Source organism: Salipiger mucosus DSM 16094, from assembly GCF_000442255.1.
Lineage (GTDB): Bacteria > Pseudomonadota > Alphaproteobacteria > Rhodobacterales > Rhodobacteraceae > Salipiger > Salipiger mucosus.
In genome coordinates, this window is record NZ_KE557289.1 from 22838 (window position 1) to 43659 (window position 20822).

The window sequence follows — 20822 nt, forward strand, 5'->3', positions numbered from 1 at the left end:
ATGGACTTCACCATATCCCCGAAGATCGAGGACTACCGCGCCCGCATCGCGCGCTTCGTCGAGGACGAGCTGATCCCGCTGGAGGCGGACCGGGCCAACTACGACCCGCACGAGAACATCCGCAAGGACCTGCTGAACGAGATGCGCGCCAAGGCCAAGGCGCACGGCCTCTGGTGTCTGCAGCTGAAAGAGGAGACCGGCGGGCAGGACCTGGGCATCCAGGGCATGGCGGTCTGCTACGAGGAGATGAACCGCTCGATCTTCGGCCCGGTCGTCTTCAACGCCGCGGCGCCGGATGACGGCAACATGAAGGTGCTGGAAAAGGTCGGCACCGAAAAGCAGAAGGAGGAGTGGCTGCAGCCCATCGTGCGCGGTGACGTGCAGTCGGCCTTCGTGATGACCGAACCGGCGCCGGGCTCGGGCTCGGACCCGGGCGGCATGATGCTGACCACAGCGACGAAGAAGGGCGACACCTACGTCGTGCGCGGCCGCAAGTGGTTCATCACCGGGGCCGAGGATGCCGAGCACTTCATCCTCATCGCCCGCACCTCGGAGGATCCGCGCAAGGGGCTCTCGGCCTTCCTGCACAGGAAGGACACGCCCGGCTTCCGGATCGAGCGCCGCATCCCGATCATGGGCCCCGAGGAGCATGGCGGCCATTGCGAGGTGGTCTACGAGGACATGGAGATCCCCGCCGGGAACCTGCTGATGAACGCGGGCGACGGGCTGAAGCTCACGCAGATCCGCCTTGGACCCGCGCGCCTGACGCACTGCATGCGCTGGCTGGGCCTGTCGAAGCGCTGCGTCGAGATCGCCAGCGACTACGCCCACAACCGCTTTGCCTTCGGCGAGCGCCTGTCGCAACGCGAGAGCGTGCAGATGATGATGGGCGACATCGCCATGCAGATCGAGGTCGGCCGCCTTCTGGTGATGAAAGCCGCCTGGGAGCTGGACCAGGGCAGCTTTGCCCGCAAGGAGGTGTCGATGGCCAAGGTCCACATCGCCAACGTGCTGCACAAGGCCGCCGACACGGCGATCCAGATCAACGGCGCCCGCGGATACTCCAGGGACACGCCGCTGGAATGGATCTACCGCTATGCCCGCCAGGCGCGGCTGGTCGACGGCGCGGACGAGGTGCACAAGATGGTGCTCCACCGCAATATCGAGAAGGAAGGCCGCGATTTCTGGACGTGGCAGGTCGGGGAATGACCATGTCCGGCGATGTCGATTTCGATCCCGCCACGCTCGAGGGGTTCCTGCGCGAGCACTTCGGCAAGACCGCCGATTTCACGCTGGAACGCATCTCGGGCGGGCAGTCCAACCCGACCTATTTCGTGACCTACGGCGATGCCCGCATGGTGCTGCGCAAGCAGCCCAACGGGCCGATCCTGCGCGGCGCCCATGCCGTCGACCGCGAATACCGCGTGCTCGACGCGCTGCACCCGACCGGCGTGCCGGTGCCGAAGCCGATCCTCTACCACGAGGACCCCGATCTGCTGGGCACGCCCTTCTACCTGATGGATCGTGTCGATGGCCGGGTCTACGCCGACGGGGCGCTCGCCGAGGCGGAGCCGGCCGAGCGCAAGGCGCTGTGGATGGCGCTGGCCGATGCCATGGCCCAGATGCACGCGGTGCGCCCGGACGAGGTGGGCCTCGGCGACTACGGCAAGCCCGGCAACTATTTCGAGCGCCAGATCGGCCGCTGGAGCCGCCAGTGGGAGGCGAGCGACAGCGAGCCGATCCCCGAGCTCGACCGGCTTTCGGCGTGGCTCAAGGAGAACATGCCCGAGGACGATGGCGCCGTGAGCCTCGCGCATGGCGACTTCCGCATGGGCAACGTGCTGTTCCACCCGACCGAGCCGCGCGTCGTCGCGATCCTCGACTGGGAGCTTTCGACGCTGGGCCACCCGCTCGCGGATCTCGGGTTCTGCTGCATGGCCTGGCACACCTCACCCGACGAGTATGGTGGCATCCTGGGCCTCGACCTCGCGGCCGAAGGCCTGCCCGCCGAGGAGGACTTCGTCGACCGCTACATGCAGAAGATGCCGGAAAGCGCGCCGCTGCTGCCGTTCCACAAGGCCTTCGCGCTCTTCCGCTTCGCGGTGATCTTCGTCGGCATTGCGGACCGCGCCCGTCAGGGCAACGCTGCGGGGGCCGACGCCGAGACCATCGGTCCGCTCGCGCGGCGCTTCGCGATCCGCGGGCTCGAGGTGATCGAGGGGACACATGCGGCCTGACGTGCAGTGCGAAGGGGCAGGAGGAGAGCCTTGGAGTTGACGGGCATGCCTCGAGTGACCTGTTCCCCTTGGAGGCCTCGTTCTTCAGTTCGCTCTGTTCAGGCTTTGGTCCTCTACTGACCGTTGGTGATCCTCCCACGGGGTGAGCCGGTCGAGGCTCGTGTGGGGGCGATGGTGATTGTGGTCGTCTTGCAAAGCTGCGATCAGCTCTCGCGCCTGTGGGCAACATTGTCGGGGCGGAACAGGATGCTGACATCGCGGTCGAATTTCGGAGCCTGGCGCTTGCAGGCACGCCTTGGGCGCCGGGCTTTTCGATGCTCGGGAAGATACCACCAATGCTCCTGCGCCATGCCTTCCTTCGAGTACATGTAGCGGTAGATCGTCTTTCGGAAGACGCGCAGGTGTGCGTCCTCATGGATCAGCCGATTGCCGATCTGTTCCGGCGTCCAGCTGTTCCGGACCCGCTCGACGACCTGTTTCAGCAGTTGAGGGTGACGGATCAGACTACGCTGCCGGGTCCGGCGCTTGGCGGCCTCGAGATGCGCGGCTGCACCGTCGTAGCCGTCATATCCCGGCATGCTTTCGTCGCTGGAGCCAAGTCCGCTTTGTCTCGCGATGGATCGTGGCTTTCGACCGACCAAGGACACGCGCCATTTCTCGGACGGGAAACTTCGCCAGTCTCCAGCGTTCGATCCGGACACGTTCCTTGATGTTCAGTTGAGTGTAGAGCGCTCCCATGGCACGGCCTCCTCATTGGATAACCCGTTGGCTTCTAATGGGAGTTGCACTTGAAGGTAACGCGCGCCCGGCTACGTCCGTGTGGCGTGGAGTGAGAGTTATTTAAAGTCCGTCCCCGCGCCTACCTCAGGGGCATGCTGACCCGGAATTGCACGCTTTCGATCCCCGGGTTCTCGTCGTAGAGACCCGCGTTGGACCGGTGATCGTAGCTCAGCCCGTAGCGCCAGCCGTTGCGCGTCTCGTACCCGATCTCGATCCCCGAGCGGAATTCCACGGGCCCGCCGAGGTCGAAGTCGTCGCCCGCGGCGTAGAGCCCCGGCATCGCGTGCAATTCGGTGTAGAACGGACTGCTGCCGAGAAACGTGTTCCAGGTCAGCCCGTAGCCCACCCAGGCACCGCTCTCCTCGCCCAGCGAGAGCCCCAGCGCCTGGCCGAAAGGCCCGATGGTGCGCCCGAAGTCGTAGCGCAGGTAGCCTTCCGGGCCTTCGTCGGCGCGCCGGGCCACCGTCGTGCCGGCAGAGAAGGCGACCCGCGATCCCTGGTCGCCGGCACCGAGGCACCCGGTGGCCGTTCCGCAGTAATTCGTTCCCATGTCGGTCAGCCCTGCGATCAGCAGCAGCGCGGCGAAGGTTCCATCGGCCATGTCAGTCTCCAGCTTCCTCTCGGTCAGGCATCGTCCAGATTGCCATTGGAGTCCAGACCGTCACGCGGTTCGTTGCACTGGAACCACCAAGCCGGCCTTTCGGGATCACGATTTCCGTTTCACCGCGGCCGGGATCAGGGAGAACTGGACCTTGAAGGCGCGCCGGGGCTCGTTTGCGGCGCGCAGGGCGTCCTCGATCCTGTCGAAGTGCCGCGCCGGCTCGCTGTATCGATATAGCCGGACGCGGCCCGCGGCATGGCCGGTTACCTCTCCGCTGCTCAGGGCGTCGCCCATACCCACGACAAGCAGGTCTCCGTCCCGCTCCCAGCGGGTGATCCCGTCCATCATGTCATGCCCGGCCGGCGCCCAGCCTTCCGATTGCGGTGTGATTTCCTGATTGTCTCCCATCAGACTGCCTTGACTTTCATGCTCGCCGGGTCGACCAAGCCAAGCTCGGTCAGGACCTCTTCCTCGCCTCTCCCGACAATATAGGCGGCAATCCGGCTCCTAGGGACATCTGCGGTCACAAGAAACCGCGTGCCGCAGGGTTCGGCGAAACGCCGCTCAAACCAGGGCGCCGTCTGCTCGCGAGATCTGAGCGCTACCCGGACCACTCGTTGGGGGCGGCTCATTCGGTCACAGCATCAGGGCCATGATCTGCTGCGCGGGCGCATTCCTGTCCTGCTGCAGCTGGCAAATCGCCTTCTGCGGCAGCGTGAAATCGATGGCTCGGCACTGGAGAACCTCCGATGCAGTGTCGAGCAGATTGACCTGCCCGCGAACATCCTGTCGTTCAGCGCGCGTCCCCGGGCCATGGCGGCGACTTGCAAATGATGCCTGACCATCAAGTCCGCAAGCAACAGGTGGGTGTAACCGAAGGTCTGAGACGCGAATGTCCTGTGATATGCACTTACGGTGACCTCGGAACGTGCAGCTTCTCGCGAGTGCCAATGAATTAGCTCATGCGACCGTGTCGTGGACCGTCCCGAGGAAAATCCTTCTGCCCGCCAGCACGGTGGGAGCCCGCAGCGGCAGTTGGGAAACTGTTTTTCAGCGTGGATCGGGCGGCCGCTTGTCCACGTGAAGCATCGGCCATGTCAACATTGGCAGAGCGGGATCGGTCTCTGGCACCATCGGAGCGGTCGGTGTCACCGTTTGACGATGTCGGTTGCCGGCGAGGGAGATGGTAAATGCCAAAGTGGCAGGGCGTCGCGAACGCAAGCGGCAGTCTCAGGCCGCCAGCCATCGGCGTGATCTCGTGGGTGCTATGCGGGGCTGGCAGGGAATGGGGCGCTTTCACCATCGGTCAGGAGCCTGGAGGGTGGTCGGGGTCTCGGCGTTCCAGCCCGGAGGCAGACCGGGGCCTCCAGAGGGACGTGGTGCACGGGACTTCCGTTGTCGGTCGCGCCGGTTTGTGAGGCGTGCCTGTGAAGTTTTGAAGGGTGCCCCTTCCGTCGCGGTGAGCAGCCATCGTCTGGCCTTTCCGCGGCTGGAAATCGTTTGGCGCCCGGACTGACGCCTTCGGTGAAAGGGGACCTGCATTGCACGGCTCGTGCCTATCCGGAGAACGGAAACCTGGGCTTGGTTTTTGGGGCTTGCTGATCTTGATCCCGGGAGGTCTCTCCCCGTTACTTGCCAAAAAAGTATCGCGGATAAGCAGAAAAGTAACAAAAATATCGAAGCGGTCTCGGACGTCTCGCGTGACCTCGATCCGAAGCGCGTACGCGCAGCATTCTTGTTGCGAAGCTCTCGAAATTCCTTTCGCCGGTTGCGTTGAGCCACGGTTTGACCCTTGGCGCGAGACCATGTCCGGGCCGGTTTTGCCGTGCGTCTCGACTGCGCAACCTTTGTCTGAGCCATCGCGCTGCAGTTTCTGCATCGGTTTTCTGGTGTCATGAATGCCCAAGAGAGCGCTCGGAGCGGTCTCCTGCGAGCGCGCAACGACGGGCGAGTAAGAAAAATATCAAGACAAGTATCGCGGATGGCCGGAAAAGTATCGCAAAACGGCAAATTGCATTGAGGTCAGGATGACCTGCGCGCAAACTGCGTCGACCCTCATGCAGATCGACGTGATTTCCCTCAAGGTCTACGCGACCTGATCCGCACTTTATGTCATGCACGACAGGTCGCGTCGTTCAATTGTCCGGTGGGCCTCGACACCGGGCGCTTCGGCAAGGGCGATACGGCTCCGCCGTCCCGTGTCTGGCGAACAAGCGATCAAGGCGGAGCGCGACACCATCGACGACATCGTGACGCGCGCACGGGCCGGCCCGGACTTGATCTCAGCCGATTGTGCTGGCGGCCTCGCGCACAAGGTGCAGGCGGTCACGCTGCACCGACATCGCCTCGTCCCCAGCCGGGTCGTTGCCCGCGACCGTGACCACGGCTTCCCGCTCCTCGCGTGTGTCGCCCAACCGCATGCTCACGTCCTCCAGCCGCCAAAGAACCGGGGTCGATCTGTCGGCGGAGGGGCAATCGGGATCTCCTCGACGCTTTCAGGATCGGCGGCGTTTTGCATCAAGCGCACGGGTCACGTCGGTGATATCATCGCGCAGAACATCTGGCTCCTTGACCAACGGAGACCTCCCCATGCCCGTTTCGAAAAAGCCGCGCAAAACATCATCCCGATCCCCGGGCAAGGCCGAGCTGGCGTCCCTCCCAAATCCCGTGACGCTCGAGGCAGAGGGGAGGCTCTCGGGGCCGTGGCCCGATAACGAGGCGCTCGGCGACGCACAGGATCTGGTCTACGAAGCCTGGGAGACCGAGGACGGCCGCAGCCGCTACGCGCTTGCCCGGCGGGCGCTGCAGATCACGCCACTTTGTGCCGATGCCTGGCTCATACTTGCCGAGCGTCCGTCATTGTCGGCATCCGAACGGCGAGAATATCTCGAGCGTGCGGTCAAGGCTGGTGAGCTGGCGCTCGGGGAAGGTGGTTTCGCTCAATGTGATGGGCACTTCTGGGGGTTCCTCGAAACCCGACCGTATATGCGCGCACGCCACCAATTGGCCGAGGACCTCTGGAGCTCCGGTGACCGCGAAGCGGCTGTCAGGCACCTGCGCGGCATGCTCGTCCTCAATCCGGGCGACAACCAGGGGCTGCGATACATCCTGCTCGCCTGGTTGCTGACCCTGCGGGATGACGCAGCCGTGGAAGACCTCCTTCGCACGCACAGCGACGAAGCCAGTGCATTCATCTGTTACACGCGAGCATTATTCGCCTTTCGTCGGGATGGCGACAGCGTCGCCGCACGCCTAGCCGCCGCGGAGGCCTGGGGATGCAATCGACACGTGCCGGGGCGTCTTGCACGGAAAACACGCCCGCATCTCAACGACACCGGATACTACATCCTGGGCGGCGAAGACGAGGCCGCCTACTATGTCGACGAGTACGGGTTCGCCTGGAGAGAGACGCCTGGCGCCGTGGGTTGGCTGGTCAACATCACGAAAACCCTGACACCGCTGCGAGAGGGCCGGGCGACATTGCACTGACCGTGTCTCTCTGCCATTGCGCGGCCAGGTCGTTTCCGGAGGCAGTATCGCGAAACCGGGTCCTGCAGGATGCTAGCGGTCCGCCGGGCAACGATTCGGACGGTTGCCTTGCTCTTTGCGCCCGCGCGCATTCGGAGAGAGTCGGGAACGCTGGAAATTCCGTTGCCTTACGAACCGCTGAGCTCGCGGCGCCCTGTCGGCCGACAACCGCCTCGGCCGGTAGTGTCCCAACGCTTGGTGTAGGAGGCCGCGCGCGGAGCCCCCAGCGTAGCGCAGCGCGCGGCCGGGTGTGACGCTGGCGGCCACCGCCGATCTTCGAGAAGGTTCGGGTTGCGAGACCTTGAACCAAGAACGGAGATGACGATGACCGATGACAGAATGACGCTGATTGAGCTGGTTGAGAAGCAGGCCGATGGCGATCTCGTGCGCGAGATGCTGGCCTTCGCGGCCGAGCGGATCATGGAAGTGGAGGTCGAGGCGCGAACCGGTGCCGCGAAGGGCGCTCGCTCTCCCCTGCGGGAGGTTCAGCGAAACGGTTACCGGGACCGCGACTGGGACACTCGTGCCGGTCGGATCGCGCTGGAAATCCCGCGGCTGAGAAAGGGGAGCTACCTGCCCAGCTTCCTGGAGCCGCGACGGACTGCTGAGAAGGCGCTGGTGGCGGTGATCCAGGAGGCTTACGTCCACGGGGTCTCGACGCGCTCCGTAGACGATCTGGTGAAGGCGATGGGCGCTGGCGGCATGTCGAAGAGCCAAGTCAGTCGCCTTTGTGTCGAAATCGACGAGCGGGTGAATGCATTCCTCTCCCGGCCGCTCGAAGGCGCCTGGCCCTATCTCTGGCTCGACGCGACCTACGTGAAAGTGCGCGAGAGCGGGCGGATCATCAGCCGCGCCGTGATAATAGCGGTAGCTGTGAACGAGGACGGCAAGCGCGAAGTTCTCGGCGTCGCCACCGGTCCATCCGAAGCAGAAACGTTCTGGACCGACTTCCTGCGCTCTCTCGCCGACCGTGGCCTGCGCGGCGTGAAGCTGGTGGTCTCCGATGACCACAAGGGGCTGCGGGCTGCCGCGCGGCGGGTGTTCGACGCGACGCACCAGCGCTGTCGCGTTCACTGGATGAGAAACGCGCTTGCCCATGCTCCGACCAAGCAGCGCACGGCCGTGGCGGCAATGCTGAAGACGATCTTCGCCCAGGAAAACAAGGCGGATGCCGAAGCCCAGTGGGAGGTCGTGGCTGACGCGCTGCGCGAGAAGCAGGCGCGGCTCGGCGCCCTCATGGACGCCTCGCGCGACGACGTCCTCGCCTACATGGATTTTCCACGTGAGCATTGGGCCCAGATCGCGTCGACGAACCCACTGGAGCGGGTGAACCGGGAGATCAAGCGCAGGTCTGACGTCATCGGCATCTTCCCGAACGACGAGGCCATCGTCCGTCTCGTCGGCGCGCTGATGCTCGAGACCAATGACGAATGGACGGTTGCGCGGAGATACATGTCGCTTCCGTCTTGGGGCCTTGGTCGTCAATACGCAATCTGCATAGGAACGTTGCCGCATTTGCCGGGCTGGCAGCGGAACGCGAGGCGCGGGTGGCGCGTAGACCCCAGATATCGGAGCGCAACCCGCGCCTCGCGTTCCGCTGGGTGGTATGCTCCCTCAGCAGCGCCATCAATTCCACTCCCAGTTCCCGTACCGGTGTAATGCTTCCGTCCGTGGTCGGCACATTGGCCGCCTACTTGATGTCGGTGAGATTGGTTTCCGGGCACCCATCTTGAAAACGCGCTCGGACGGAACGTCCGGTGGCAGGCACATGTCCGGCGTCGCCGGAAACCGCGTCCCGGCAGGGACTTCGTCGTGGCGAGGGCAGACCCTGCCAGGAGTTGATCTTCTCCTTCTTTCCGTGTCGATGGTCGTCTCAGGAGGCCAATGTCACCGTATCGCGCTGCAACCGGAACTCAGTTCCGTCCAGCCACATGCGGTGAAGCACGACACCGATCCGTCGTGCCACGGCGACCGTGGCGCGCTTCGAACCGCGGCGCCTGGCAACCTGCATGCCCCATGCCTTGAGCCAGCAGGGCCTCGCATTATGCATCATCACGGTGGCAGCGTTGAAGAGCGCCGTTCGCAGGGCGGCATCTCCTGCCTTGGTGATCCGGCCGGTGACATCGCGCTCGCCGGACTGCTCGCGCCGAGGTGTGAGGCCGACCCATGGTCCGACGTCCCGCGACGATCTGAACCGTGCCGGGTCGTCGATCGCCGAGCGCACCGTCAGAGCGATCACGGCGCCGATGCCCGGCATCGTCATCATCAGCCGACAGGCTTCGTCCTGCCGGGCAAGCTCGAGCACCCTGCGGTCCAGCGCCGACAACTTGTCGCGCAGCATCGCCCGGGCGTCGAGGATGGCCGATGCGGCTGTCTCCAGCGCAGCATTCCCCGCGACAAGTTCGCGGACCCGTGCCTCATAGCGCCCTTTGCCCTTGCCGACGGGACCAAGCTTCATACCGAAATTACGGAGCACGCCGCGCAAGGACTGCTCGATGTCGAGTGCTGCTTTCTGGACCGACTTGCGGGCGCTAAGCAGGGCGCGCATTTCCTGGGCAGATACAGACTTGCAGTGAACCGGCCTGAACCAGCCCATGCGAAGCAGTTGCGCGATCCCCTCGGCATCGCGGCGATCTGTCTTCACTGGCATGGCCTTCAAGACCGCCTTGACCTGCCGCGTCTCCATCAGGATCAGCGCGAAGCCGGCGTCCCCCAAACTGCGGTGAAGCCACTGCGACAGCGGGCCGGCCTCGAGCCCAATCGCCTCGATGGTCCAGGGCAAGTCCCGCAGGAACGCTGTGAACGCCTCGGGCTCGCTGTCGATCTGCGCCCGCTTGACGACCTGCCCATGTTCGTCGAGCACGCAAACTGCGGAACTCGCGAGCGAAACGTCAATGCCGATGAAGGTCTTCATGCCGTCCTCCTCTGGGATGTGGAAGCGCCAGCCTATCCGGTCTTGGCTGCCCCATGACGACATCTTGAAAGCCTGGCGCGTGTCACCGACACTACAACCGTCAGGCTGTCCGCCGTGGCGACCTGATCAGCCTTGGACCTCTCCGAAGGTCGGCGCTCTTACACCATCTCTCGGGGCACTACCCCTCGGCCGGGACCGTCATCCAGGGTGGCCGGTTCCGACCGCTGCGAATGGGCCTGTTAGCTGGCGCTTTCCTCCTCGAGTTTGTCGATGGAGCGACATCCCCCGAACTGGGGCGTCCGTCGGGTCATTGACGAGGGTCTTGCCACCGGGGTGCCGGGATCTGTGGAGATAGCGCTAGATGCGTCGGGGTATCCCGTTCGGCGAACGCGATCTCGGCGAGGGCCGCCAGCAGGCGGGCGGCGGCCCATCCCTCAGTATCCATGCGGTCGATACGCGCGCCCAAGGTCTTTGCAGACTTGGTAGGCGCATCACCGCGAGCATGGGCATTGACCGGACGGGGAGGGCGCTCCTCACGGCGGCATGCTTGAGCCGCTCAGAGACGGATCGTCATAGCGAAGCTGCGTCCACTCTTCCGCGGCAGGTATCCGGAGGACGTCGCGGGGCAACGGGTCGCTCGGGACGGGCTCGGGAGCCACGTCCCCGACGCTTTCTGTCGCGGCGGCACTTTCAGCCTGGATCGCCGCCACAGGCTCGTCCCGGGCCTCCGCCGCATCCAGCGCCTCGGTCCAGCCGGGGACTACCTCGAATGTCCGCAACTCGCCGGCCACCGCCTCGAGCTGCGCCCGGGCGGCTTCTGGAGGCGCCCAGACCAGTGCGTGGTGCATTCGGCCGGCCCGGCCTCCGGGCGTTCTGGGCGCGCTCCGGTACCGGACGAGGAGCGATGTGCTTAACTGCCGAAAATCCGAATAATCTATACTCTTCGGAAAATCGGCAGTTAAGCCCTCGACGATGTACCGCCAGCGCGGCAGATCTTCCTGGGCTGTCTGGCGTGCTCTCCAGATGCCCGGGAGCAAGCGTGGCGCTTCGCTGTCGGAAAGCGGCAGGACGCCCGCCGCCTCGATGGCTCGGCTCGGCCGGTTGCCGCCTTTCTTGAGATCGATCCACCGCTCGACGCGATCCACGGTGACGTCCAGCACCAGCTCCGCGAGAAGAAAGACGGTGACGGGAGAGGCCTTGAAGTGTGGCCGCAGGCGGTCGATGCCCTGGACGAGTTCGCAGTCCCGGACCTGCCGCAACACCTTTTCCGCCCACGGGTCGGGGTGGCAGTTCACGTCGACCGACAGGCGAGACTTGTCCCGCATGCGCAGTCCGCGGGCGGCCTTGTCCCAGCGTCCGAAGCTGCCGTCTGGGCGGCCCAGGCTGTTGAAGGGCGCAGTGTCCGCGGCGGCGAAGGCCCGTCCGATGCGCTCCACGGCCTCGGTCGGCTCTTCCCGGCCGATAACGATAGCGGTCGAGCAGTCCTTCCATTCGTTGCGTCCACGAAGGGCATTGTAGTGAGCGACGGGATTGGACAGGCCGTCGGCACGGAGCGCCTCGATCACCGCCTTCGGGGCGATCACGAGAGCGCCGGGCTTGGAATGGCAGAAATCGATGAGTTCCCGCCGCAATGTGGCGGCCTCGGCCTGTTGCTTCTGAGCTGTGAATCCGTTCCCGGTGATGCTCGTTTTTGACCACGACCGCCCGGACACCTGCACGACATGGGTGTTGCGCTCGACGCGGTAGCTGGCCCGCTCCATCGGGCCGAAAATTCGCTCGGCCAGCTCGTGATCTCCGGTCCCGTCGAGATGCAGCAGGGGAGTGTTCGCGGAAAAGTGCGGGCGGTTCAGAAAAAGCGCCTCGATCCCTTTCACGACACCCTCGGACCGTGTGCCGGCATTGATGTTCTCGCAGCGTAGCACCGCGTTTGCTGCCTCCCGCCCGGTTTCCAGCTCGGGCAGAAGCGCTTCCAGAACCTGCCGGAACGCCTTCACGGCCTTGTCGTCGTGGCCCTCGATTTCCTTCAGGAGCCGTGCGTCATGATCGACCGTCCGGTTCTCCCTCAGGCGGGCAAATGTCGCGGCTTCGAACGCGGTCTTGGCCTTCGCCGTGATGACCCGATCTTCGAATTGATGCAGGGCCGCGAGCGTCTGGCGGATCATCGCGTCAGTGATGCCGGCCTGCTTCATATGGGCCAGCGGGCGATCTGGAGCTTGCTGGAAAGCGTCGCGGAGCGCGGTCCGAAGTGGCCTGACGAGACGCATGCTGTCCTCGAGGGCGTCGGCCATGCGTCCGGCGTCGTGCATTTTTCCGAAGCGCTGGCCGCCGGGCTCGTATGCAAGCGTCTCGCCCAGGGTCTCGAATGAGATCGTCGCGCGGTCGGCCGCGAGCCTGCGGGGGGCCTCATCGAAGATCACCATGTCCGGCGTCACGTCGCCCGGAAGCGGGATGAACGCGAACTCCGACGGCGCCACGATGACGACGCCCTCGGGACTCTCGGAGAGCCGTTTCAGGCGCGCTTCCTGGCGCATGTGCCCGCACGCGTTCCGCATGGGACAGACGGGACACAGAACCTGCTTCGGGCTCAGTCCCCGCGCCGCCAGCGAGTCGGCCGATTGCGAGACATGACACATGCGGTTTTCAGACTCGTCCGGATCGAAGGCGCGCCTGCCGCGCAGCACGATGACCTCGGGGCTGTCCACGTCGGTTGCAGCCCGGTATTCCTCGGCAAACTCAGCTGCCTTGGCGTGATCAGGCTGCAGAACGAGCGTGACGATGCCCGGCCAGCGCGCGAGCGCCCTGATCGTGGCCTGGGTCTTTCCGGTGCCCTGCGCCCCGCTTAGCATGGTGCGCGGGCAAGGCTGGCCGTCACCGGGCATCGAGGCCGGGAGGAACTCGAGGTCGAAGCGGTCCCTGACGTGCCGCAGGATTGCCGCTTGCCGGCGTGTCCGCTCTTGCGGATCGAGGTCACGCGCGCGTTCCGCCAGCTCCTCGTAATGCCTGGCCACCATCTTCTGCGCCCGGACCATCCGGGCGGCCTCGTCTATGAAGCTGAGAACGGTCGCGGCGTGGTCTTCCTTTCTGCCACCGGGCTCCGGGTAGAATGGCGGGCGTGCCGGGGGACGTTCGAACCTGGCAAAATGGTAGACCGTGCGCAGCCCGCGCGCGTGAGAGACAAGGCAGGGCTTCTCATCCGGCCGGCCGGGGCGCGGGCGCAGGAGAAGTGTCGCCTTGTCCGCACCATTTTCGAGGCCCTCGACGGGGTCGGGAATGCCGCGACGGTCGTATGTCTCGAGATTGTCGAGTATCTCGCCGACACGCAACCATTGCCCGGACGGCAGCTGGAGCTCGGCCTCGTCATCGAGCGACGCGCCCTGCATCATCTGCTGCACTGCGATGCGCGCGGCCTTGAAGGTCGATCCCGTGCGGTCTGCCGCCTGCCGGGCGCGATCTTCGACGAAGGCCTCTTCGACCATGTCCGCCTTGGGCCTGATCCGGTGCCGGGCGATCCGCTCCGCCTCCCGCGCCTGTGCCGCCGTTTCGGATTGCAGCTTCGGGACGGTCAGATCGATTTCGGACTCCTGGATGACCGAGGGCCTGGCAATCCGCGTGACTGGTGCGTGCAAGATCGGCGGGGCCTCGAAAATCAGCCGTTCCGGAGAGCCAACAGCCACGTCGACAATCGACCGCACGAGCATGGCGCCTGACTTGCTCAGGGCAATCCATGCAAGTCCCTTGGCCCATGCGCGGACTTCGAGGGTGTTCAGCATGTCCCTCGACCGGGACACGTCGGAGACGCGGAAGAAGCCGTGCATTCCGCTGCTGCTGAGCTCACCGCAGCCCGGGGCCGTCACACCGTCGGACGACGACGGGCGCACGAGGTAGGCTCCGTCCCGGGCCTCCGGCCAGATTTCAAAGAGCGCGGCGAGCGGGCCGCCCAGCTCATCGATCCGCGTCGTGACATCTGCCGGCATGGTCTTGTCATCGTAATCCCAGAGCAGCCAGCCGGGGCCCTTCGGGAAGTGGAAGTTCTCCAGCGAACGGGTGGCGGCGCCGTACCTCGCCTGGTTGCGCGTGGTGATCACCGCACTCTCCCGCCCGATAAGGACGCCGGAGGCGATGGCCTGGCACCGGGACAGGCCGGAGAGCAGGTCTTCGAGGGCCCTCGCGGTCGGTGCCGGGATGGTTTCGGCGCGACCTTCGTAGAGCGTGGCGACCGCCTGCTTGTGGATCTTGCCGTTGTCCGCCCAGAACTGCTTCGCGAGCGGCTGACCACTGGTCGTGAAGAGCGTGATGGAACTCGGAGATTGGACTGGCGCGGTCATGCCGGAACCCTCCCCGAGACGGAGAGCGGTTCGAATTCAAAAGAGGAAATGCGTGTAGTCAATGTCATGCCGGGGACACTGACCGACGTCGCTTTCGTGGAATTTAAATGGCTCGGGGAGCGCGCTGCGCGGAGACTGTCGGACGTAGAGGCGTACGTCTCCAGACGGCCTGGTTCGGTCTGCACACGGCGGTCAGCCGGCGTGAGCGCTGGTTTCGAGAGCGGCGGTCAGCTCAGAGCGCGGCGAGGATGGCGGCGATCAGAAATGAGATCGGCTCGGGCATTTTGAGAATTGTGATCACTGGTGCCGAGGGCGTGCCAGGTCGTCACTTTGGACAGGCAGCGCGTGGGCCGGTCGTCATCGATCTGATCTCCGGCTTGATGACGCTGCGTCTCGGAAACTCGGCGAATGACGGCGATACGCCGCTTCGGGTTCCGCTGATCAGCCGCGAGTGGTCTCGACGCCGTAACCGCAGTCGACGATAGCGAGTGCCGGCAGACAGTTGGTCGGCACGTCGACTGGACAGCATCACAAAGTTCTGCCCTTTTCTGTCAGAAGCAGTGCCTCTGACCTGGTTGTCCATGTCGAAGCGGCCTTTCGCTGCGGCGGCCGCGAGTGCCCGCAGCGCGGGGCAAATCTGTCCTTTCTCACGGGCGTCATGCTCCTGAGTTGAGCTCGCGCCGCGCTACCGAGAGCATCGACCTGGACAGCTCATGAAGTTGGTCGGCGGCCAGCCGGTTGATCTGCCAGAACAGGTGCCGCTCCAGCACCTTTCCGGGGACAAGCTCGACGAGATCTCCGCGCTCGAGGTGGCTCTTCGCGAGTTGGACCGGATTGAGCGCCCACCCCATGCCGGCAAGGCTGCCTTCGAGAAAGCTCTGCGTCGAGGGAAGCCAGTGGGTGGGGAATGACATGTCGTGCCCGAATACCTCGCGCGCCCAGACATTCTGAAGGCGGTCCTTCTGGTTGAAGGTGAGAGCTGGCGCGCGCTGGAACGCCTCCTCCATGAGGCCGTCGGGGAAGTATCGGGCAACGAAGTCAGGGCTCGCCGTCGCACTATAGTGGAGCGCGCCGAGTGGCGTGACACGGCATCCCTGCACGGGACGCTCCAGCGAAGTGACAGCGGCAAGCACCCGGCCACGCCGCAGCCAGTCGGCCGTATGGTCCTCGTCGTCTATCGCCACGTTCACGAGATAGTCGCTGGCTTTGGTGAAGGACGCGATGGCCTCGAGAAACCAGGTCCCGAGGCTGTCGGCGTTGGTGGCCACGTTGAGGGTCACCCGTTGCCCGGCATCTTCCGGCCCGGAGAGCTCGGGCAGCTGCGCCATAAGGTCCTTCTCGAGCATCCCCACGCGGTCCATGTGCCGGCAGAGCGCAAGACCCGTGTCCGTGGCGGTGCAGGGCGTCCCACGCTCTATGAGCATCGCGCCAAAACGCTCCTCGAGATGCTTGATGCGCTGCGAAACGGCCGACGGGGTGCGGCGGGACGGACGCCGCTCATCGTCGGTGTCGGTGCCCTCACAACCGATCTCGCCGAGGACCTCGCGCGCGACGCCAGGGAGGCCGGTTCAGACGGCCTGCTTCTCGCGCCCATGTCCTACCAGCCGCTGACCGACGAGGAGGTGTTCCGCCATTTCGAGGCCGTCGCTGCGGCCGGCGGACTCCCCCTGTGCATTTACAACAACCCGGGCACCACGAAATTCACCTTCAGCCCGGACCTGATCGCGCGACTGGCCGAGCCTCCGAACGTGATCGCGGTGAAAATGCCTCTGGCTGCGGACGGCGACTATGCGGGCGAGTTGCAGCGCCTGCGGGCCATGACGCCGGCGGACTTCGCCATCGGCTACAGCGGTGACTGGGGCGCGAAGGACGCGCTGCTCGCTGGTGGCGCCTGCTGGTATAGCGTGGTGGCCGGTCTCCTGCCGGAACCCGCACTCGCGCTAACCCGTGCGGCCCAAGCGGGGCATACCGCCCGCGAAGTGGCCGGGATCGCTGCGCTGCCTTCTGTCAATCGGCACGCAATCTTGACCCCCTATCGGCGTCCTAAAATGCCCCCCTTGGAGCGCACGGTAGCTGGCCCGATGCGGCGTAGCTCCCATACAGCGCAACCGTATCGGCCCAGCGTGGGTGTCGGTCATTCTCGGGTCTTGAAGCGCCAACTCTCGTTGACGGTTTCAACGATGTCGCAGTTCGAGCCGGTGCGCGCAGCGCTGAAACGTCCGGGGGACGTTTCAAGGCCGAACGGGTCAGGCGGTCTAGGAGAGCCTTGGTCATCTTCGCGTCTCCGGACACCGATGGCCATTCGCCGAAGTCGAGATTGGTCGTGACGATGATCGATGTGCGCTCGTAGAGGCGGCTGATGAGATGGAACAGCAGCTGGCCGCCGGTCTGCGCGAAGGGGAGATAGCCGAGCTCGTCGAGGATCAGGAAGTCGAGGCGGCAGAGCAGGTCTGCCGTGCGCCCCTGTCGGTCGGCACGGGCTTAGGCATCGAGCTTGTTCACCAGGTCCACGACATTGAAGAAGCGCCCCCGCTTGCCGCGCCGGATGCAGGCCCGGGCGATGCTCACGGCAAGGTGGGATTTGCCGGTGCCGGTGCCACCGATGAGCACGACATTGCGCTGCTGTTCGAGGAACTCACCGGCGGCCAGGTCGCGCACCAGCGTCTCGTTGACCAGCGTTTCCTCGACGCTGAACTCGTCGACCTCTTTTGTCAGCGGCAGCTTTCGGCGCGACTTCACAGAAGTTAATTAAGAAATCTTTGGGCAGCTTGACAAAATTTGCCAATATTTGCCATGCTCAAGATGGAGGTGCTTATGGCAACGATGAACGTGTCCCTGCCTGACCCGATGAAGGAATGGGTCGAAGGACAAACAAAGAGCGGGCGCTACAGCAACGCCAGCGACTACGTGCGCGACCTGATCCGCCGAGATCAGGATCGACAGGCAGCGGTAGCGGAGTTGCAAAAGCTCGTAGATGAAGGGCAGGCAAGCGGCCCGACGCAGAAGTTCGACATGGAGACGTTCCTGACGCGCAAGCGGGAGGATCATGCCACAAAGCCCGATTGAGGAATATCGCGTCTCACCGGCGGCGGAGCTCGATCTGAGTGGCATCTGGGACTATACCGCAGAGATGTGGTCGCCTGACCAGGCGGACAACTATCTGCGCGGCCTGGGAGAAAAACTCGAAAATCTATGCAGCCACCCTGAGATCACTCGTGAGCGCACCGAGATCGATCCGCCGGTGCGGCTCCATCCCTACCGCGCTCCCACTTGATCATCTATCGGATCGGAGGCGATCACCTTGCAGTCATCCGCGTCGTCCATAGCCGCCAGCACTGGCAGGTACTTCTGAACGAGTAGATGAAGCGTTCATTTTTCTTGATTTTCAATCCGGAGTGCGCCCCGCCGGCTGGACAGGTTGAGTGAGTCAAATTGACCGGGAGCGGGCTTTCAGATTCATGGCGCTACGTCGGACGGGCGCGCGGTTTTACGCAAGAAGCTGTCCCGACCACAGATCGCGAAGTTCATGTCAGTCCTGAAGTCATGCATCGTGGCCATGGAGGCCTGCGGGGCCGCACACTACTGGAGCCGGGAACTCGCCGGCCTCGGCCATGACATCCGGCTCGTCCCCCCCGTCCATGTCAAACCCTTCGTGAAGCGGCAAAAGAACGACGCCGCGCATGCGGAACCGATTGCTAAGGCGCTCCATCGCCCGCACCCGCGATCTGCTCGTCGATCAGCGCACCCAACTGGTCAATGCACTGCGCGGCCATCTCGCCGAACACGGCATCGTTCTGGGTAAGGGCATCGGCAACGTCGAGCGCCTCGCCATTCGTCTGGAAGAGGATGACCTTGCCGGACCTCGTCCGGCATCTGGGGCAGCTCTATCTCGAGCAGATCGCACGACTGGGGCCGTCGCGTGAAAGGCCGAATACAGGGTCGCGATGCGGATCACAGCATTCAACCTGGAATTGAAAGTAATCGCGTGACACCATCTTTGGTAATTTAGTACTAAAATGAAATTCCGATTCAGGGAACTTCTTGTCATGCAGTTTTCGCCCAGTCGTCGAACGACCCCGAGGTTTCTGATCGGACTCGCTGCCGGTATCGTCCACCTGTCTGGCAGTGCAGCCATGGCTCAGGACATCGCCTCTCCTCCGAGGGCTGCCGCGCTGGCACGAACTAGCATGCCCGAACGGATGGTGTTTCCGGCACCGGAGGCGCCCCGGGGCATGAATGCCCGGCCGGAGGCCCTGATCGAGACGGACGACTGTCTCGGCGCGGATGTCTGCTACGATCTCTCGCTTCGATACGTCGACGGACAACTCCGCAACCCCGCGTTTCCGGCGGATGATCCGGGGGGCTTCGATGACGTCCGCCTGCGGGCCTATGGCGGGCTGGTCCTGGATGACCAGGGTTCGCCGGTCGCGCAGGACAATCCATTCGTCGCGCCGGTCGTGGAAATCGCGCCCGGCGACACCTTTCGCCTGACATTCGAAAACGAATTGCCGCGACCACGGGACATGGTTCTTCCCGGCGAGGCGCCCGGAGGCGGATCGCTGAGCTGCATCGGGGAGCCGGCCGATCACAATGCACCGCATTGCTCGAATTTCAATCTCACCAACATTCACACGCACGGGCTTTGGGTCAGTCCGCTGGGGAACAGTGACAATGTCCTTTTGACGGTGAACCCCGGGATCAGGTTCACCTATGAATACAACATCCCCAACGATCATCCGGCAGGCACCTTCTGGTACCACGCCCACCGTCATGGATCGACGGCCCCTCAGGTTTCGAGCGGCATGGCCGGGATTCTGCTGATCCGCGGCAATCGCCAGCCCGTGCTTGGCGCCGCCGGCTGGGCTCTGCCGGGCGATCTCGACGTGATTCTCCCGCGGCCGGAGGTCGGAGGCCATGACCTGACCTTCCCGGAGCGTACGATGCTGTTCCAGCAGATCGCCTATGCCTGTCGCTGGTCCCGTGACCAGGTGGCTGCCCTGGAGGCGTCCGGAACACCTCGGGATGAGCTCCCCGTCGTCGGCTCCATCAAGACCGATACCGAGACGGGGGCGTGGATCTGTGACGAGGGCGATGTGGGAATGGTCGAGCCCGGGCCGGTGAATGCCTTCGACCAGCTGACGCCCACCGCCTGGCCGGCCTCTGGCCGATACACCGCGATCAACGGCGGCATCCAACAGGAGCAGCCCGGTGCAGTCGCCGGGCGGGTCGAGCGCTGGCGGCTCATTCATGGCGGCGTCCGCGAAACGATCGGTGTTCAGATCCGGAAGGTGGAAACCCGCCCCGTGGATGCGCTGCGGACCCGGCTTTCCGAAGGCAGCGAGGGCCGGGACAGGGCCGACGAGACCGTCGAGGAGTTCTGCTCGGGCGCGCCCGTCGAGTTGGTGCGTGTCGCGACGGACGGTCTGACGCGGCCGGACATCCGCACCGGGTCCGAAGTCATACTTCAGCCTGCCTATCGCGAGGACGTTCTTGTCAGTTTCCCGTCCGAGGGAACCTATTGCATCGTCGATGCGGAGAGCGCGGCGCAGGCCGACATCAACGTCAACGATAACGACAGCGCGATTCTGGGCTTCATTGACGTCGCGCCGGCCGAGGTTCAGCTTGAGGGCGGGAGCGGCGCAGATCACGTCCTGGCGATCCTCGCGCAGTCGATCGAAGCGACGATCGAAGACGGCGCGGCGCGGGATGTCATTCTCGACGATCTGTCCGCGGGGCGCCTCGACGCCTTCGTGAAGCACCGGGACATTTCGGACAGCGAGGTTTCGGGAGGGCAGACCGTGGGCTTTGCGCTCAACCTCAAACCCGGCGGCGTCGCCTTCGAGATCGGCAACTTCGTTCCAACGCATGTCAGCAACGGTGCGCCCTTCGCGCTTGTCGACGAGGCCGCGTACGAGGCTAGCAGGATCGACCGGGTCCTGCCCCTCCGGGGCGTTGATGAGTGGACACTGTCATCCTTCGGAAGCATCGCCGTCGGACATCCGTTCCATATCCATGTGAACCCGTTCCAGATTGTCGAGGTCTTGAAGTATCGGCCAGACCCTGGATGCACTTCCGGCACCGGCGGAACGCCCTCGGAGGGAGCGCAAGGCTGCAGCATCGATCCGAATGACCCTTCGACCTACATCGACGTGAGTGTGCCCGACAGTATCGAGCCCCAATACGCCGGCTTCAAGGATACCTGGAAAGACACGCTCTTCGTGCTGCCCGGCTACCTGGTGAAGATGCGCACACGCTACGAGCGCTACATCGGGGACTTCGTGATGCACTGCCATATCCTCGACCACGAGGATCAGGGGATGATGCAGAACATCCGCATCGCGCTGCCCGACGGCAAGGGAGGCTTCGACGGCTCGATGACCCGACACATCGCGCAAGACGGCGACTAGGCCCGGCATCGGGACAAGGTCGCCGTCTCG

Annotated in this window: 13 protein-coding genes and 6 pseudogenes; 10 read left to right on the plus strand and 9 right to left on the minus strand. The window is 64.5% G+C overall.

Features of this window, described 5'->3' with window-relative positions; translation table 11 throughout:
• Together SALMUC_RS26325 and SALMUC_RS26330 are read left to right on the plus strand one after the other, a co-directional pair.
• Positions 1-1209, plus strand: coding sequence for an acyl-CoA dehydrogenase family protein (locus SALMUC_RS26325; protein ID WP_020041659.1), 1209 nt, complete (start codon positions 1-3; stop codon positions 1207-1209).
• Positions 1206-2237, plus strand: a complete 1032-nt coding sequence (locus tag SALMUC_RS26330; protein ID WP_020041660.1) for a phosphotransferase family protein — start codon at positions 1206-1208, stop codon at positions 2235-2237. The genes SALMUC_RS26325 and SALMUC_RS26330 overlap by 4 nt, the downstream gene beginning before the upstream one ends.
• Before the next feature lie 84 nt (positions 2238-2321).
• On the opposite strand, the pseudogene SALMUC_RS30200 reads toward SALMUC_RS26330, so the two are convergent.
• The 5 genes and pseudogenes from SALMUC_RS30200 to SALMUC_RS30205 form a co-directional block, all read right to left on the minus strand.
• Positions 2322-2444 (minus strand): annotated as a pseudogene (locus SALMUC_RS30200) (IS3 family transposase); the annotation flags it as partial.
• Positions 2445-2446: 2 nt separating this feature from the next.
• Positions 2447-2975 (minus strand): annotated as a pseudogene (locus SALMUC_RS30770) (transposase); the annotation flags it as partial.
• 121 nt (positions 2976-3096) lie between these two features.
• Entirely contained in the window at positions 3097-3618 is a 522-nt protein-coding gene (locus tag SALMUC_RS26340; protein WP_020041662.1) for an acyloxyacyl hydrolase, read from the minus strand.
• A 105-nt stretch (positions 3619-3723) separates the two neighbouring features.
• Positions 3724-4026, minus strand: coding sequence for a hypothetical protein (locus SALMUC_RS26345; protein ID WP_020041663.1), 303 nt, complete (start codon positions 4024-4026; stop codon positions 3724-3726).
• 1874 nt (positions 4027-5900) lie between these two features.
• Complete coding sequence (locus SALMUC_RS30205; protein WP_020041665.1) at positions 5901-6038, minus strand: hypothetical protein; 138 nt, start codon at positions 6036-6038, stop codon at positions 5901-5903.
• A gap of 169 nt (positions 6039-6207) precedes the next feature.
• Between SALMUC_RS30205 and SALMUC_RS26355 the strand changes: the two genes are divergently transcribed.
• Positions 6208-7107: a hypothetical protein gene (locus SALMUC_RS26355; protein ID WP_020041666.1), complete on the plus strand. Its 900-nt coding sequence runs from the start codon at positions 6208-6210 to the stop codon at positions 7105-7107.
• Between the two features lie 363 nt (positions 7108-7470).
• Positions 7471-8607 (plus strand): annotated as a pseudogene (locus SALMUC_RS26360) (IS256 family transposase); the annotation flags it as partial.
• A 412-nt stretch (positions 8608-9019) separates the two neighbouring features.
• Here the strand turns inward: SALMUC_RS26360 and SALMUC_RS26365 are convergent.
• Together SALMUC_RS26365 and SALMUC_RS26370 are read right to left on the minus strand one after the other, a co-directional pair.
• Positions 9020-10060: an IS110 family RNA-guided transposase gene (locus SALMUC_RS26365; RefSeq protein ID WP_021121038.1), complete on the minus strand. Its 1041-nt coding sequence runs from the start codon at positions 10058-10060 to the stop codon at positions 9020-9022.
• Between the two features lie 533 nt (positions 10061-10593).
• Positions 10594-14385 (minus strand): hypothetical protein, encoded by a 3792-nt coding sequence (locus tag SALMUC_RS26370; RefSeq protein WP_020041669.1) that lies wholly within the window; start codon positions 14383-14385, stop codon positions 10594-10596.
• 248 nt (positions 14386-14633) lie between these two features.
• Here SALMUC_RS26370 and SALMUC_RS30210 point away from each other — a divergent pair, with 248 nt between their 5' ends.
• Positions 14634-14870 (plus strand): hypothetical protein, encoded by a 237-nt coding sequence (locus SALMUC_RS30210; RefSeq protein ID WP_156883658.1) that lies wholly within the window; start codon positions 14634-14636, stop codon positions 14868-14870.
• A gap of 171 nt (positions 14871-15041) precedes the next feature.
• On the opposite strand, the gene SALMUC_RS26375 is transcribed toward SALMUC_RS30210, so the two are convergent.
• Positions 15042-15809 (minus strand): LysR family transcriptional regulator ArgP, encoded by a 768-nt coding sequence (locus SALMUC_RS26375; protein WP_020041670.1) that lies wholly within the window; start codon positions 15807-15809, stop codon positions 15042-15044.
• Between the two features lie 21 nt (positions 15810-15830).
• Between SALMUC_RS26375 and SALMUC_RS26380 the strand changes: the two are divergent.
• A pseudogene (locus tag SALMUC_RS26380) lies at positions 15831-16349 on the plus strand (dihydrodipicolinate synthase family protein); the annotation flags it as partial.
• A 170-nt stretch (positions 16350-16519) separates the two neighbouring features.
• On the opposite strand, the pseudogene SALMUC_RS26385 reads toward SALMUC_RS26380, so the two are convergent.
• Positions 16520-17109: pseudogene (locus SALMUC_RS26385) on the minus strand (ATP-binding protein); the annotation flags it as partial.
• 69 nt (positions 17110-17178) lie between these two features.
• On the opposite strand from SALMUC_RS26385, the gene SALMUC_RS26390 reads away from it, so the two are divergent.
• The 4 genes and pseudogenes from SALMUC_RS26390 to SALMUC_RS26395 all read left to right on the plus strand — a co-directional run bounded on the left by SALMUC_RS26390 (position 17179) and on the right by SALMUC_RS26395 (position 20792).
• The gene (locus SALMUC_RS26390) at positions 17179-17451 is read left to right on the plus strand and encodes a type II toxin-antitoxin system ParD family antitoxin (RefSeq protein ID WP_020041673.1); all 273 of its coding nucleotides are present in this window, start codon (positions 17179-17181) and stop codon (positions 17449-17451) included.
• Positions 17432-17659, plus strand: a complete 228-nt coding sequence (locus SALMUC_RS29350) for a type II toxin-antitoxin system RelE/ParE family toxin (RefSeq protein WP_084514099.1) — start codon at positions 17432-17434, stop codon at positions 17657-17659. Before SALMUC_RS26390 ends, SALMUC_RS29350 begins: the two co-directional genes overlap by 20 nt.
• A 180-nt stretch (positions 17660-17839) precedes the next feature.
• Positions 17840-18230, plus strand: a pseudogene (locus tag SALMUC_RS31395) (transposase); the annotation flags it as partial.
• A 288-nt stretch (positions 18231-18518) separates the two neighbouring features.
• Positions 18519-20792, plus strand: coding sequence for a multicopper oxidase family protein (locus SALMUC_RS26395; protein WP_245584753.1), 2274 nt, complete (start codon positions 18519-18521; stop codon positions 20790-20792).
• Positions 20793-20822: the final 30 nt, after the last annotated feature.